A 13507-nucleotide genomic window follows, 5' to 3' on the forward strand; every position below is an offset into this window, starting at 1 on the left:
GCGGCTCCCTGCGCCGGGGCCGGCTGCTCAGCCCCAGGTGATCAGTTTCTTCGGCTGCTCCAGGATCGCCGCCAGGTCGGCCAGCACCTTGGAGCCCAGCTCGCCGTCGACCAGGCGGTGGTCGAAGCTGAGCGCCAGCGTCGTGACCTGGCGGGGCTTCACCTTGCCCTTGTGGACCCACGGCTGGAGCTTGATCGCGCCGACCGCGAGGATCGCGGACTCGCCCGGGTTCAGGATCGGCGTTCCGGTGTCGACGCCGAAGACGCCGACGTTGGTGATGGTCACCGTGCCGCCCTGCATGGCGGCGGGGGAGGTCTTCCCCTCCCGCGCCGTCGACACCAGGTCGCCCAGCGACTCCGCCAGCTGCGGCAGGGTCTTGGCGTGGGCGTCCTTGATGTTGGGGACGAGCAGCCCCCGGGGCGTGGCGGCCGCGATGCCCAGGTTGACGTAGTGCTTGACCACGATCTCCTGCGCCGCCTCGTCCCACGAGGCGTTGATCTCCGGGTTGCGCCTGATCGCGACCAGCAGGGCCTTGGCGATGAGGAGGAGCGGGTTGACCCTGAGGCCGTGCAGGTCCTTGTCCTGCTTGAGCTCCTCGACGAGCTTCAGCGTGCGCGTCACGTCGATCGTCACGAACTCCGTGACGTGCGGCGCGGTGAACGCCGAGCCGACCATCGCCGCCGCCGTCGCCTTGCGGACGCCCTTCACCGGGATCCGGGTCTCACGAGCCGTGTCGTACGAGGGCGCGGGCGCCGCCGTGGCCGGTGCGGCGGCCGTGTCGGTGACCGGGGCCTGCGTCTGCGGCGACGCGGGGACCGCCGCCGGTGCGGCCGGGGTCGTGGGAGCCGTCGGGGCTGCGGCGGCGTGGACGTCCTCGCGGGTGATGATGCCGTCCGGGCCGGACGGGACCACCGTGGCGAGGTCGACGCCCAGGTCCTTGGCGAGCTTGCGGACCGGCGGCTTCGCCAGCGGCCGCTCCTTCACGGCCGGGGCCGCGCCGTGGCCGTTCAGCTCGGCCTGGAGCGTGTCCGGGACCCGTGCGACCGTGATCTCCGGGCCCTTGCGCGGACGGCGCTTGGTGGACGACGCCGCCACGCCGTACCCGACGAGCACCGGCTGACGTCCCGAGCCGACCGGCTTCGGCGCCGGCTGCGCCTGAGGCCGCTCCGGGGCGGCCGGCGTCTGCACGGCGGCCTGCGCCGGCACTTCGGCGGCCGGGGCGGCGGGCGCTGCTGCGCCGCCGGACCCGCCCGCCACGTCGACCGCGATGATCGACATGCCCACGTCGACCGTGGCGCCCTCGGGGAAGCGCAGCTCGCGCACCACCCCGTCGTAGGGGATGGGCAGTTCGACGGCGGCCTTGGCCGTCTCGACCTCGCACACCACCTGCCCGTCCGTCACCGTGTCGCCGGGCTGGACGTACCACTTGAGGATCTCGGCCTCGGTGAGTCCCTCGCCCACGTCGGGCATCTTGAACTCGCGTACGGACGCTTCCGTCATCGTCGTCACGACCCTCTCCTCAGTACGCCAGGGCACGGTCGACGGCGTCGAGCACCCGGTCCAGGCCAGGCAGGTACTCCTCCTCCAGGCGCGCCGGCGGGTACGGGGCGTGATAGCCGCCGACCCGCAGGACCGGCGCCTCCAGGTGGTAGAAGCAGCGCTCCGTGATCCGGGCGGCGATCTCCGCGCCCGATCCGAAGAACACCGGCGCCTCGTGGACGACGACCAGGCGGCGGGTCTTCTCCACGGACGCCTGGATCGAGTCGAAGTCCAGCGGGGAGACCGAGCGCAGGTCCAGGACCTCCAGGTTCTTGCCCTCCTCGGCGGCCGCGGCGGCGACCTCCTGGCAGAGCTTCACCATCGGGCCGTAGGCGACCAGCGTCAGGTCCGTGCCCTCACGGACGACCTGGGCCCGGTGCAGCGGGCCGGGGATGGCCTCGGTGTTGACCTCGCCCTTGTCCCAGTAGCGCCGCTTCGGCTCGAAGAAGATCACCGGGTCGTCGCTCTGGATGGCCTGCTGCATCATCCAGTACGCGTCGGAGGCGTTGGACGGGGAGACGATCTTCAGGCCCGACACGTGGGCGAAGAGCGCCTCGGGGGACTCCGAGTGGTGCTCGACCGCGCCGATGCCGCCGCCGTAGGGGATGCGGACGACGACCGGCATCTTGACCTTGCCCAGCGAGCGCGCGTGCATCTTCGCGAGCTGGGTGACGATCTGGTCGTAGGCCGGGAAGACGAAGCCGTCGAACTGGATCTCCACGACCGGGCGGTAGCCGCGCAGGGCCATGCCGATCGCGGTGCCGACGATGCCCGACTCGGCGAGCGGGGTGTCGATGACGCGGCTCTCGCCGAAGTCCTTCTGCAGGCCGTCCGTGACACGGAAGACGCCGCCGAGCTTGCCGACGTCCTCGCCCATCACGAGGACCTTGGGGTCCGTCTCGAGGGCGCGGCGCAGCGACTCGTTGATCGCCTTGGCCAGGGCCAGGTTCTTGGTGCTCACGCTGTCCGCCATGTCAGTTTCCCCCCGTACCCGCGGCGACGCCGCTGTCGGACTCCGTCGCGAAGGACTCCTGGTACGCGGCGAACTGGGCCCGCTCCTCGTCGACGAGCGCATGTCCGTCCGCGTACACGTTCTCGAAGATGGCGAAGTGGTCCGGGTCGGGCATGGCGCGGACCGCTTCGCGCACTCGCCTTCCCAACGCCTCGCTCTCGGCCTCGAGTTCCGCGAAGAATCCCTCGTCCGTGTGGTTTGACGCCTCGAGGTGGCGGCGCAGGCGCAGGATCGGGTCCTTCGCCTCCCAGGACTCGCGCTCCTCGTCGGCCCGGTACTTGGTGGGGTCGTCGGAGGTGGTGTGCGCGCCCATGCGGTACGTGTACGCCTCGACGAGGGTGGGGCCCTCGCCGTTGCGGGCGCGCTCCAGCGCCCACCTGGTGACCGCGAGGCAGGCGAGGACGTCGTTGCCGTCGACGCGGACGCCCGGGAAGCCGTAGCCCTGCGCGCGCTGGTAGAGCGGGACGCGGGTCTGCTTCTCGGTGGGCTCGGAGATCGCCCACTGGTTGTTCTGGCAGAAGAACACGACGGGCGCGTTGTAGACGGCGGAGAAGGTGAAGGACTCCGCCACGTCGCCCTGGCTGGAGGCGCCGTCGCCGAAGTAGGCGATCACGGCGCTGTCCGCGCCGTCCATGGCCACGCCCATCGCGTACCCGGTCGCGTGCAGCGTCTGGGAGCCGATGACGATGGTGTAGAGGTGGAAGTTGTTGCCGTTGGGGTCCCAGCCGCCGTTGTTCACGCCGCGGAACATGCCGAGCAGGTTGGTCGGGTCGACGCCGCGGCACCAGGCGACGCCGTGCTCGCGGTAGGTCGGGAAGACGTAGTCGTCGTCGCGCAGGGCCCGGCCGGAGCCGATCTGGGCGGCCTCCTGGCCGAGCAGCGAGGCCCACAGGCCGAGCTCGCCCTGCCGCTGCAGGGAGGTCGCCTCGGCGTCGAAGCGACGGGTGAGCACCATGTCGCGGTACAGGCCGCGGAGGTCTTCGGGGGTGACGCCGGCGACGTACTGGGCGAACTCGGCGTTCTTCGCGTTCTTGACCCGCTTGCCCTCCGGCGTCAGCAGCTGCACGAGCTCGGGCTCGGCGCTCTTCCCGGCGGCGCGAGTGGTGCGCCCGGAGCCGGTGTCGCCGGCCTTGCTTCCGGCGCTGCGTCGCGGCTTGCGCGCGGCAGTGCTCTCCACGGTCACGTGTGCTCCTCCGTCGTTCCGGCCCCCGGGGTTGCCGGGTGGCTGGGGGTCCCCCGGCTCTTTGGGAGCCTGGGGGAGCGGCTCACCTGTTTCCGACACCCGTGCACGGGGTGGGTGCCGCTCGGCCGGAACAGGCGTGACAGGTGCCCCGGCGAGCGCCCTGCAGTCATCACGTTACCCAGTGCTCCACATACTTGTGAAACCCCTCCTGACCTGCGTTTTTGCTTGGATTTCCAAGTAAATCGGCAAAGTCGGGAAGGAGCCTGGTCACAGCCTTGCAGGAGGCCGGAGCAACGGCACGTTAACCCGGCCACCCAGGCCACGGGAAGAGTCAGTATGTGAGACCGGGTGGGGGTACGGGTTCCGCCGGGCGCTTCCGGAGGCCGCCGGGCGCCGCCGGAAGCCGTCCGCGGACGGCTCGGCGCGATCGCCGACGACCACCTGTGACACCTGTTGACCTGAGGCGACTGGTCGTGACTTTCTGTGACAACGCCCAGCTCACAGCCTCGCTCCGTGCCCTAGCATCGGGCGCGTGCCGCGCTCCTGTGTACCACCTTCCATGCCCCACGCGCCCCCTTTGAGCGCTCTGCTCCGCCGGTACGCCGCCGGTACGGCGCTCGCCTGCGAACCCGTTGACGAAGGCCTGCTCAACCGCGGCTACCGGCTGCGCACCACCCGCGGCCGCTACTTCCTCAAGCACCATTTCGACCCCGACACCGCCGACCCCGCCTCCGTCGCCCGTCAGCACCGGGCCACCGAGCGGCTCGCCGACCTCGGCGTCCCGGTCGCTCCCCCGCTCCGCGCCCACGACGGCCGCACCGTCGCCGTCGTCGGCGGCCGCGTCTACGCCCTCCACCCCTGGGTCGAGGGCCGGCACCGCCACGGCTCCCAGCTCACCGCCGGCCAGTGCGGTCGTCTGGGGGCGCTGCTGGGAGCGGTGCACGCCGGCCTGGAGCACGTGATGCCCACGGCGCGCGAGCCCGAGCGCGCCCCCCTCGCGCAACGCGCTCCGGCGCGCGGACCGCAGGCGTCCGCCCAGCCGAGCGCGGACCCCGCCGACACCTTCGTCCTCATCGACGACCTCCTCGCGCGCGTGCGCCGCCGTCGCCCCGCGGACGCCTTCGACGAGCTCGCCCGCCACCGCCTCCTGGAGCGCCGCACGCTGCTGGAACGGCACGCGGACCGGCGGCCTCCGCGCACCGGGCCGGTCGGCTGGGTGCACGGGGACTTCCACCCCTTCAACCTGCTCTACCGCGGCGACGCCCCCGCCGCCATCGTCGACTGGGACCGGCTCGGCGTGCAGCCCCGCGCGGAGGAGGCCGTCCGCGCTGCCGCGATCTTCTTCGTCCGGCCCGACGGCACGCTCGACCTGCCGAAGACGAGGGCGTACGCACGCGCGTACCGGCGCGCGGCCGACGCCGCGCCCTGCGAACTCGCCGCGGCCGTGCACCGCGTCTGGTGGGAGCGTCTCAACGACTTCTGGATGCTGCGCTGGCACTACGAGCGCGGCGACACGCGCGCGGACCCGCAGTTCCCGGCGGCCTCCGCGCTGGCCGTCTGGTGGACACGGGAGTACGACGCCGTTCGCGGCGCGTTCACCGGCTGACCGGGACGCCGGCGCCGCCCACACCGGACGAGCACGCGCGCGTGGCCGGCACGGTGCGGGCGGCCCGGGTCGCTCAGTTGGGGAGGCCTGCGCCCCCGAGGGTGGTGGTGCCCTGGTCGGCGCCGCCCGTCGGGTCCGGCGAGGCCGGCGGGCTCGGGTCGGTCTCCGGGTCGGACGGCTTGTCCGACGGGGTGGCCGACTGGTCGTCCGTCGGCTCGTCGCTGGCGGACTGGGACGGCGAGGAGGACGGCGAGCGCGACGGCTTGTACGACGGCGAGTAGTTGTGGTTGTCGTTGGACCCGGTGCCGTCGTCCGTGCTGTCGCCCGTGGACGTGTCCGACTCCTCGTCGCTCGGCTCCGTGCTCGGAGAGGCGTTCGAGGCCGGTGACGAGACGGTCGGCGACGTGCTGGCCCCTCCGCCGCCCGTGCCGCCGCCCTTGTTGTTCAGCGCGAGCGCGACGCCCGCGGCGATGGCGATCACCGCGAAGACGGCGAGGATCCACAGCTTGCCGCGGCCGCTGCCCTTGTTGCCGTGGCCCTCGAAGCCGCCGTCGTCACCGCCGCCGTAACCGGTGGGCAGGATCGGCTGCGGGATCTGCGAGGTGTGGGAGCCGTCCGCGCCGTGCGGCAGCACGGTGGTGCTCGCGAAACCGCCTGACGGCGTGCCGCGGCCGTCGGTGACGGCCACGGGCCCGGTGTTCCAGGTCCCGGTGTGGCCGCCCTGGTCGTACAGCATCTGCAGCCCGTACTGGACCAGGCCGCGCATCTCCTCCGCCGTCTGGAAACGGTCGTCGGGGTCCTTCGCCAGCGAGCGCATGACGAGCCCGTCGAGTTCCGGCGGGCACTCGCCGCCCGAGGTCTGCGACGGCGGCACCGGGATGTCCTGGACGTGCTGGTAGACCACCGACAGCGGCGTCTCACCGGTGAAGGGGGGCCGCAGCGCGAGCAGTTCGTACAGCAGACAGCCCGTCGCGTACAGGTCGGATCGGTGGTCGACGGCCTTGCCGAGCGCCTGCTCCGGGGAGAGGTACTGCGGGGTGCCCATGACCATGCCGGTCTGCGTCATCGTCGTGGACGCGCCGTGCAGGGCGCGCGCGATGCCGAAGTCCATCACCTTGACCGCGCCATTGTGCGTGATGATCACGTTCGCCGGCTTGATGTCGCGGTGCACGATGCCGTGCTGGTGCGAGTAGGCGAGCGCCTCGAGCACGCCGGAGGTGATGATCAGGGCCTGCTCGGGCCCGGGCGCCTCGGCGTTGAGGAGCAGGTCGCGGATGGTGCGGCCCTCGACGATCTCCATCACGATGTACGGCACGCTCTGACCGCCGACGAAGTCCTCGCCGGAGTCGTACACGGCGACGATCGCGTGGTGGTTGAGACCGGCCACCGACTGCGCCTCACGCGTGAAGCGGGCCTTGGACACCGGGTCCTCGGCCAGATCGGCGCGCAGCAGCTTGACCGCGACGGTACGCCCGAGACGCACGTCCTCGGCTGCGAACACCTCGGCCATGCCGCCCCGGCCGAGTCTGCGGGTCAGCCGGTACCGGCCGTCCCCGACAAGCCCTCCGTTGCCCCAGTTCTCCGGCGCATCTGACATACCGCCGCCAGTCGCCTCGGGGTCGGACGGGCCCTGAGCGCGCTGCTGTGCCATCAGTCCTCGCCGTCGTTTCTGCCCGCGGTGCGCGCGGTGTTGTCACGGTCTCCGTCGGCCACGCTACAGCCTCCGCGCAAGCCTCCGGTCCGGGACGATCGCCATGATGACGACCCGGACGGGCCCGGGCGCGGGTCCGGGACGGACCGGTCATGCAACCCGCATCCCGTGCCGGCGTGCAAATCCTGTGTACCTGCCGTACGGCAGCTGTAACGCTTCCGCGACGCTTCTTTCTCGTAGGGTCACGGAACGGGCACCGAACTTGACGTGTCGGTGCCCTGCGGCAGACTTGGCCGGGATTAGCACTTTGGATCAACGGCAGTCAACGGTGCCGAAGGCCTACGGGGGACGCAGAAGATGAGCCACGACGGCGGCCAAGGCCGGTACGCGGGGCGGGCGCTCGCCGCCGGCCGCTATCAGCTGCGCGACCTGCTCGGCGAGGGCGGCATGGCCTCGGTGCACCTCGCCTACGACGCCGTGCTCGACCGGCAGGTCGCGGTCAAGACCCTGCACACCGAACTGGGCCGTGAGCAGGCCTTCCGCGAGCGGTTCCGCCGCGAGGCCCAGGCCGTGGCCAAGCTCACGCACACCAACATCGTCTCCGTCTTCGACACCGGAGAGGACGAGGTCGACGGGCTGACGACGCCGTACATCGTCATGGAGTACGTCGAGGGCCGTCCGCTCGGCTCGGTGCTCGACGAGGACGTGCGGCAGCAGGGCGCGATGCCCGCCGACAAAGCGCTGAAGATCACCGCGGACGTGCTGGCGGCGCTGGAGATCAGCCACGAGATGGGTCTGGTCCACCGCGACATCAAGCCCGGCAACGTGATGATGACCAAGCGCGGAGTGGTCAAGGTGATGGACTTCGGCATCGCGCGCGCGATGCAGTCCGGCGTCACCTCGATGACGCAGACCGGCATGGTGGTCGGCACCCCGCAGTACCTCTCGCCCGAACAGGCCCTGGGACGTGGCGTGGACGCCCGGTCCGACCTCTACTCGGTCGGCATCATGCTGTTCCAACTGGTCACCGGAAGGCTGCCGTTCGAGGCGGATTCGCCGCTTGCGATCGCGTACGCGCACGTGCAGGAGGAGCCGGTGGCTCCTTCGTCGATCAACCGGGCGCTGCCGCCTGCCGTCGACGCGCTCGTCGCCCGCGCGCTGAAGAAGAACCCGAACGAGCGTTTTCCGACCGCGGTCGCCATGCGCGACGAGTGCCTGCGCGTCGCCGCCTCCTTCCAGCCGGCCCCGCCGAGCATCGTCCCCGGCGCGCAGACGGCGAGCGGCGCGGGCGTCGGCTCCGCGGTGTTCCCGCCGGTCGGCCAGGGCACCCCGGCGCCGCAGGGAAACGTCCAGACGCCCTACCAGCCCGCGCCGAACCCGAACCCGTACGGCACCCCGACGCCGTCGCCCTCCTACGGCTACCCGCAGCAGGGCGGCTACCAGACGCCGGCGCCGGCGTACAGCCACCAGCAGGCGCCCACCCCGCCCGGGTACCACCTGAGCCCGCAGGCGTCGACCGCGGTGGCCCCGGGCAGCGCCCGCCGGAGCAGGGCGGTGCTGGTCTGCTCGGCGGTGGTCGCCGTGGTGGCGGTCGGCGGCCTCATCGGCAGCATCGCCACGAACGGGAAGGGCGACGACGGGAAGGGCGGCGGGAGCAGCGCCTCGCCCTCGGCGACCAAGGCGGCGGGTTACCGCGCACCGGACCCCAGCAAGACGATCGAGGCGACGGAGTGCTCCGAGCCGCAGGAGTCGTACAACGACCCCGACAAGATCCGGGTGCCGGACTTCAAGTTCAAGTACATCGGCTCGGTCAAGGAGTGCCTCCAGGCCGCCGGCTGGAAGATCAAGGTCACGAACATGGACGAGAACACGTACGGCGCCGGAGCGGTCATGGACCAGTTCCCCTCCGCCGGGACGGACGTCGACCCGAAGAACATGCCCGAGATCGAGCTGAGGGTGTCCACGGGCAACCCTGCGTCCTGACGCCCGGGCGCGACAGCGCAGCGGGGAAGGCAGCAGCTGAGGCAGCAGGAAGGGGGCCCGGCGTCCAGGACGCCGGGCCCCCTTCCTGTCCGGTCGTTGGGGTGGTCGGGTGCTACAGGTACGGTCCGCCGGTGCGCCCGCCCGCACGCGGGTCGTCGCCGCCCTCGTGGCCGACGCCGGGCGGCAGGGCGCGACGCATCTGCTCCAGCTGGGCGCGCGCGGCCATCTGCTGGGCGAAGAGGGTGGTCTGGATGCCGTGGAAGAGGCCCTCGAGCCAGCCGACCAACTGGGCCTGCGCGATGCGCAGCTCCGCGTCGCTCGGGGTCGACTCCTCGTTGAACGGCAGGGAGAGCCGCTCCAGTTCCTCGACCAGTTCCGGCGCCAGGCCGTCCTCCAGCTCCTTCACCGAGCTCGAGTGGATCTCCTTCAGCCGGGCCCGGCTCGCCTCGTCCAGAGGAGCCGCGCGCACCTCCTCGAGCAATTGCTTGATCATGCTGCCGATGCGCATCACCTTCGCGGGCTGCTCGACCTGTTCCGTCACCGGGATCTCACGGGAGTCCTCGTCGGCGTCGATGCCGCCCAGCGCCATGCCGTCCTGGCCGACGACCAGGATCTTCTGGGCGTTCTCCGGCGACCTTTCGTTCCTCGACATCTCCATCCCGCCATTCTCGCGCACACTCCGCCCGGTCGACGTGCGGCCCCCGCGTGAGCTGCCGTCGCTCCCGTTCGGCGGATTCCGGAATGCGGCCCCATTTCACGAATGTGAGGCTTGTCGCGTCCTTTTCTTAGGTCTCCTCTTGGCGACCGGGCAGTGGGAGGGGGTCACGGACGTGACTCCATGGCAGCGGACGCCGGGCGCGACGCGCACCGGCGATCGAGAGCGCGCGGCGGTACGCGCACGGAAGCGGGCTCGGCGCACGACCGCTCTCGTGCGGACGCCCGCGGCGACGGGCGCGGTGGCCCTGGCCGGCGTGTGCCTGCTGCTGCCGGGCAGCGGCGGCGCGTCGTACGCGGCCGCCCCGGCGCACGCCGTCGCACCGCAGTCCGCAGGCCCGTCCCCTTCCCCGTCCTCCCGTGAACCGGATCGGGCGGGAAGCCGGGCGGGCGAAGGACGGCAGCGCCCCGGGCGGGCGCCCGACGAGGCCGAGGCGGCGGACGACGCCTCCGATGTGGGCGCGCTGCCCGACGACCCGGACGAGGCGAGCGCCGGCGACGCGGAGGCCGAGGACGGCGACACCGGCGACGACACCGCCGCGCCCGCGTCGCCGGAGGCCTCCGTTCCCGCGACCCCGGCCGCGCCGCGGGACGACGCACGGCAGGCGGCCGCCCAGGGGGAGGGGGCCGACGGTCCCGTGCTGGAGATCCTTCCGCTCGGCAGCGGCCTCGTCCTCATCGGTCTGGGCATCGCCCTCGCCCTCGCGGCGCTGCGCCTGCGGCGCGGATAGCTCGGGCGCCCCGGTCGACGGGTCGGTGGGTCGACGGGTAGGCGTCAGGGGGCGATCAGCAGCACCTTGCCGACATGGCCGCTCTCCTCGACGACGCGGTGGGCGGCGGCCGCCTCGCTCATCGGCAGTTCGCGGTCGACGACCGGGCGCACCTGGCCGCCCGCGAGCAGCGGCCAGACGTGCTCGCGCACGGCCGCCACGATGGCGGCCTTCTCCTCCAGAGGCCGGGACCGCAGCGACGCCGCGCTGACGGCGGCCCGCTTCCCGAGGAGCATGCCGATGTTCAGCTCCGCCTTGACGCCGCCCTGCATGCCGATGATCGCGAGCCTGCCGTTGACGGCGAGGGCCTGCACGTTGCGGTCCAGGTATTTCGCGCCCATGTTGTCGAGGATGACGTCCGCGCCCGCGCCGTCGGTGGCCTTCTTCAGCTCGGCGACGAAGTCCTGCTCGCGGTAGTCGATCAGAATGTCGGCGCCCAGCCCGGCGCACCGGCCCAGCTTCGCGGCGGTGCCCGCGGTGACGGCGACCTTCGCGCCGACGGCCTTGGCCAGCTGGATCGCCATGGTTCCGATGCCGCTGGACCCGCCGTGCACCAGCAGCGTCTCGCCCGGCCGGAGGTGGGCGATCATGAAGACGTTCGACCAGACGGTGCTGGTGACCTCGGGGAGCGCGGCGGCCTGCCGCAGGTCGACGCCCTTCGGCAGGGGCAGCAGCTGGCCGGCCGGCACGGCGACCCGCTGCGCGTATCCGCCGCCCGCGAGCAGCGCGCACACCTCGTCGCCGACGTTCCAGCCGGACACCCCCGGGCCGATCTCGGCGATCCGGCCGGAGCACTCCAGGCCCGGATATCGGGAGGCCCCGGGCGGCGGGGCGTAGAAGCCCTGCCGCTGCAGGATGTCGGCGCGGTTGACGGCGCTGGCCACCACCTCGACCAGGACCTCGCCCTCGCCGGGTACGGGATCGGGGACCTCGTCCCAGATCAGCGCCTCGGGACCACCGGGTTCGGGAATCGTGATCGCATGCATGGGGCGACGCTACTCCTCCCCTCTCCGCCTCCTCCGGTCACGGTCCGCGGCGGGCAGCGAGGGCCCCGGGCGGAAATCCGGGTGCGATCACCGATGAGTTCCGGCGAAGGTAAAGGTCTCCCCATGCGTAGCCCGAGTACGCGGAAGGAACCCCATGAGCGATCACCCCGCCGGCCCGGCGATCGAGACCGTGGGCCTGGTGAAGACGTTCGGCGGCACCAGGGCGGTGGACGGCGTCGATCTCGCCGTGCCCACCGGCACGGTCTACGGCCTCCTCGGCCCGAACGGCGCCGGAAAGACCACCACCGTCAAGATGCTCGCCACGCTGCTGCGGCCCGACGGCGGTGAGGCCCGGATCTTCGGCCACGACGTCGTCCGCGAGGCCGACGAGGTGCGCGGCCGGGTCAGTCTCACCGGCCAGTACGCCTCCGTCGACGAGGACCTCACCGGCACCGAGAACCTGGTGCTGCTGGGGCGGCTCCTCGGGCACGGCAAGAAGGCGGCGCGGGAACGGTCCGCCCAGCTCCTGGCCGCCTTCGGACTCGGGGAGGCGGCCGCGAAGCAGGTCAAGCACTACTCGGGCGGCATGCGGCGCCGCATCGACATCGCCGCCTCCATCCTCAGCACGCCCGACCTGCTCTTCCTCGACGAGCCGACCACGGGACTCGACCCCCGCAGTCGCAACCAGGTCTGGGACATCGTGCGGGCGGTGGTCGCCCAGGGCACCACCGTGCTGCTGACCACGCAGTACCTCGACGAGGCGGACCAGCTGGCGTCCCGGATCGCCGTCATCGACCGGGGACGGGTCATCGCCGAGGGCACGAAGGGCGAACTGAAGGCGTCCGTCGGCGCCGGCTCCGTCCATCTGCGGCTGCGTGACGCCGACCAGCGGCCGACGGCCGAACAGGTGCTGCGGCTGACCCTGGACGCCGACGTCCAGCCCGAGCCGGATCCCGTGGCGCTGACCGCCCGGCTGAGCGCCGCCGCGCAGGACGGCGCCGCCGAGCAGGCCGCCCGCGCCCTCGGCGAACTCGCCCGGGCCGGCGTCACCGTCGACAACTTCTCCCTGGGCCAGCCCAGCCTGGACGAGGTGTTCCTCGCCCTCACCGGACACGACACACAGGCCGACGCCGGCAGCCGGGCGGCCCGGGAAGGCGAGGAGGCGGCATGAGCACCACGACCACCACGGACGTCCAGGACCTGGCACCGGTCAGCGCCGAATCGCTGGCCGCCCTGCTCGTGATGAAGGAGCGGCCACCGCGCCCGAGCGCGCTGTCCGCCTCCCTGACCTTCGGCTGGCGGGCGATCCTCAAGATCAAGCACGTGCCGGAACAGCTCTTCGACGTGACCGCGTTCCCGATCATGATGGTGCTGATGTACACGTACCTCTTCGGGGGCGCCCTGGCCGGATCCCCGGAAAAGTACATCCAGTTCCTGCTGCCGGGCATCCTGGTGATGTCGGTCGTGATGATCACGATGTACACGGGTGTCTCCGTGAACACCGACATCGAGAAGGGCGTCTTCGACCGCTTCCGGTCGCTGCCGATCTGGCGGCCGTCGACGATGGTCGGCTATCTGCTCGGCGACGCCCTGCGCTACGCGATCGCGTCCGTGGTCATGCTCACCGTGGGCGTCGTGCTCGGCTACCGGCCGGACGGCGGGGTTGCGGGAGTCGTCGCCGGCATCGCCCTGCTGATCGTCTTCTCGTTCGCGTTCTCGTGGATCTGGACGATGTTCGGGCTGCTGCTGCGCACCGAGAAGTCGGTGATGGGCGTCAGCATGATGGTGATCTTCCCGCTCACCTTCCTGTCCAACGTGTTCGTCGACCCGCACACCATGCCGGGCTGGCTGCAGGCGTTCGTCAACAACAGCCCCGTCACCCATCTCGCCTCGGCGGTGCGCGGCCTGATGGCGGGCGACTGGCCGGGCGCCGAGATCGCCTGGACGCTGGGCTGGGCGGGACTGTTCGTGCTGGTCTTCGGGCCGGTCACCATGCGGCTGTACAACCGCAAGTAGCACGGACCGGAACAACAGGGCCCGATGCCCCGTTGCCGGCACCTTGT

At 71.9% G+C, this 13507-nt stretch carries 11 protein-coding genes; 5 read left to right on the forward strand and 6 right to left on the reverse strand.

Annotation, left to right across the window (positions count from 1 at the left end; all coding sequences use genetic code 11):
- Window positions 1-27: 27 nt before the first annotated feature.
- From ACH4ZA_RS09250 to pdhA, 3 genes are read right to left on the reverse strand one after another with little or no spacing between them, the layout of a single operon-like run.
- Entirely contained in the window at window positions 28-1509 is a 1482-nt protein-coding gene (locus ACH4ZA_RS09250) for a dihydrolipoamide acetyltransferase family protein (protein ID WP_319275974.1), read from the reverse strand.
- 10 nt (window positions 1510-1519) lie between these two features.
- The gene (locus tag ACH4ZA_RS09255) at window positions 1520-2512 is read right to left on the reverse strand and encodes an alpha-ketoacid dehydrogenase subunit beta (protein ID WP_319275975.1); all 993 of its coding nucleotides are present in this window, start codon (window positions 2510-2512) and stop codon (window positions 1520-1522) included.
- Between the two features lies 1 nt (window position 2513).
- Window positions 2514-3734, reverse strand: a complete 1221-nt coding sequence (pdhA, locus tag ACH4ZA_RS09260; protein WP_319275976.1) for a pyruvate dehydrogenase (acetyl-transferring) E1 component subunit alpha — start codon at window positions 3732-3734, stop codon at window positions 2514-2516.
- Between the two features lie 559 nt (window positions 3735-4293).
- Here pdhA and ACH4ZA_RS09265 point away from each other — a divergent pair.
- On the forward strand, window positions 4294-5340 hold the full coding sequence (locus tag ACH4ZA_RS09265; protein WP_398428680.1) for a phosphotransferase: 1047 nt from the start codon (window positions 4294-4296) through the stop codon (window positions 5338-5340).
- 73 nt (window positions 5341-5413) lie between these two features.
- Here the strand turns inward: ACH4ZA_RS09265 and ACH4ZA_RS09270 are convergent, their stop codons facing one another.
- Window positions 5414-6937, reverse strand: a complete 1524-nt coding sequence (locus ACH4ZA_RS09270) for a protein kinase (protein ID WP_319275978.1) — start codon at window positions 6935-6937, stop codon at window positions 5414-5416.
- Window positions 6938-7348: 411 nt separating this feature from the next.
- On the opposite strand from ACH4ZA_RS09270, the gene ACH4ZA_RS09275 reads away from it, so the two are divergent.
- Entirely contained in the window at window positions 7349-8974 is a 1626-nt protein-coding gene (locus ACH4ZA_RS09275) for a protein kinase (protein WP_398428682.1), read from the forward strand.
- 112 nt (window positions 8975-9086) lie between these two features.
- On the opposite strand, the gene ACH4ZA_RS09280 is transcribed toward ACH4ZA_RS09275, so the two are convergent.
- Entirely contained in the window at window positions 9087-9632 is a 546-nt protein-coding gene (locus ACH4ZA_RS09280) for a bacterial proteasome activator family protein (RefSeq protein WP_057578052.1), read from the reverse strand.
- Window positions 9633-9903: 271 nt separating this feature from the next.
- Here ACH4ZA_RS09280 and ACH4ZA_RS09285 point away from each other — a divergent pair, with 271 nt between their 5' ends.
- The gene (locus ACH4ZA_RS09285; protein ID WP_398428683.1) at window positions 9904-10419 is read left to right on the forward strand and encodes a hypothetical protein; all 516 of its coding nucleotides are present in this window, start codon (window positions 9904-9906) and stop codon (window positions 10417-10419) included.
- 44 nt (window positions 10420-10463) lie between these two features.
- On the opposite strand, the gene ACH4ZA_RS09290 is transcribed toward ACH4ZA_RS09285, so the two are convergent.
- A complete protein-coding gene (locus ACH4ZA_RS09290) occupies window positions 10464-11444 on the reverse strand; it encodes an NAD(P)H-quinone oxidoreductase (protein ID WP_319281799.1) in 981 nt (326 codons plus the stop codon).
- Window positions 11445-11598: 154 nt separating this feature from the next.
- On the opposite strand from ACH4ZA_RS09290, the gene ACH4ZA_RS09295 reads away from it, so the two are divergent.
- Entirely contained in the window at window positions 11599-12615 is a 1017-nt protein-coding gene (locus ACH4ZA_RS09295) for an ATP-binding cassette domain-containing protein (protein ID WP_319281801.1), read from the forward strand.
- Window positions 12612-13460 (forward strand): ABC transporter permease, encoded by an 849-nt coding sequence (locus ACH4ZA_RS09300; protein ID WP_319281803.1) that lies wholly within the window; start codon window positions 12612-12614, stop codon window positions 13458-13460. Before ACH4ZA_RS09295 ends, ACH4ZA_RS09300 begins: the two co-directional genes overlap by 4 nt.
- Window positions 13461-13507: the final 47 nt, after the last annotated feature.

It is taken from the genome of Streptomyces sp. NPDC020597, from assembly GCF_044335095.1.
In the GTDB taxonomy this organism is placed as follows: Bacteria; Actinomycetota; Actinomycetes; order Streptomycetales; family Streptomycetaceae; genus Streptomyces.

What these genes read in the sequence shown, in the direction of transcription:
- ACH4ZA_RS09255 (WP_319275975.1), bottom strand. Translation starts at nt 2,512, where the DNA reads ATGGCGGACAGCGTGAGCACCAAGAACCTGGCCCTGGCCAAGGCGATC.
- ACH4ZA_RS09265 (WP_398428680.1), top strand. Translation starts at nt 4,294, where the DNA reads ATGCCCCACGCGCCCCCTTTGAGCGCTCTGCTCCGCCGGTACGCCGCC.
- ACH4ZA_RS09270 (WP_319275978.1), bottom strand. Translation starts at nt 6,937, where the DNA reads ATGTCAGATGCGCCGGAGAACTGGGGCAACGGAGGGCTTGTCGGGGAC.
- ACH4ZA_RS09275 (WP_398428682.1), top strand. Translation starts at nt 7,349, where the DNA reads ATGAGCCACGACGGCGGCCAAGGCCGGTACGCGGGGCGGGCGCTCGCC.
- ACH4ZA_RS09280 (WP_057578052.1), bottom strand. Translation starts at nt 9,632, where the DNA reads ATGGAGATGTCGAGGAACGAAAGGTCGCCGGAGAACGCCCAGAAGATC.
- ACH4ZA_RS09290 (WP_319281799.1), bottom strand. Translation starts at nt 11,444, where the DNA reads ATGCATGCGATCACGATTCCCGAACCCGGTGGTCCCGAGGCGCTGATC.
- ACH4ZA_RS09295 (WP_319281801.1), top strand. Translation starts at nt 11,599, where the DNA reads ATGAGCGATCACCCCGCCGGCCCGGCGATCGAGACCGTGGGCCTGGTG.
- ACH4ZA_RS09300 (WP_319281803.1), top strand. Translation starts at nt 12,612, where the DNA reads ATGAGCACCACGACCACCACGGACGTCCAGGACCTGGCACCGGTCAGC.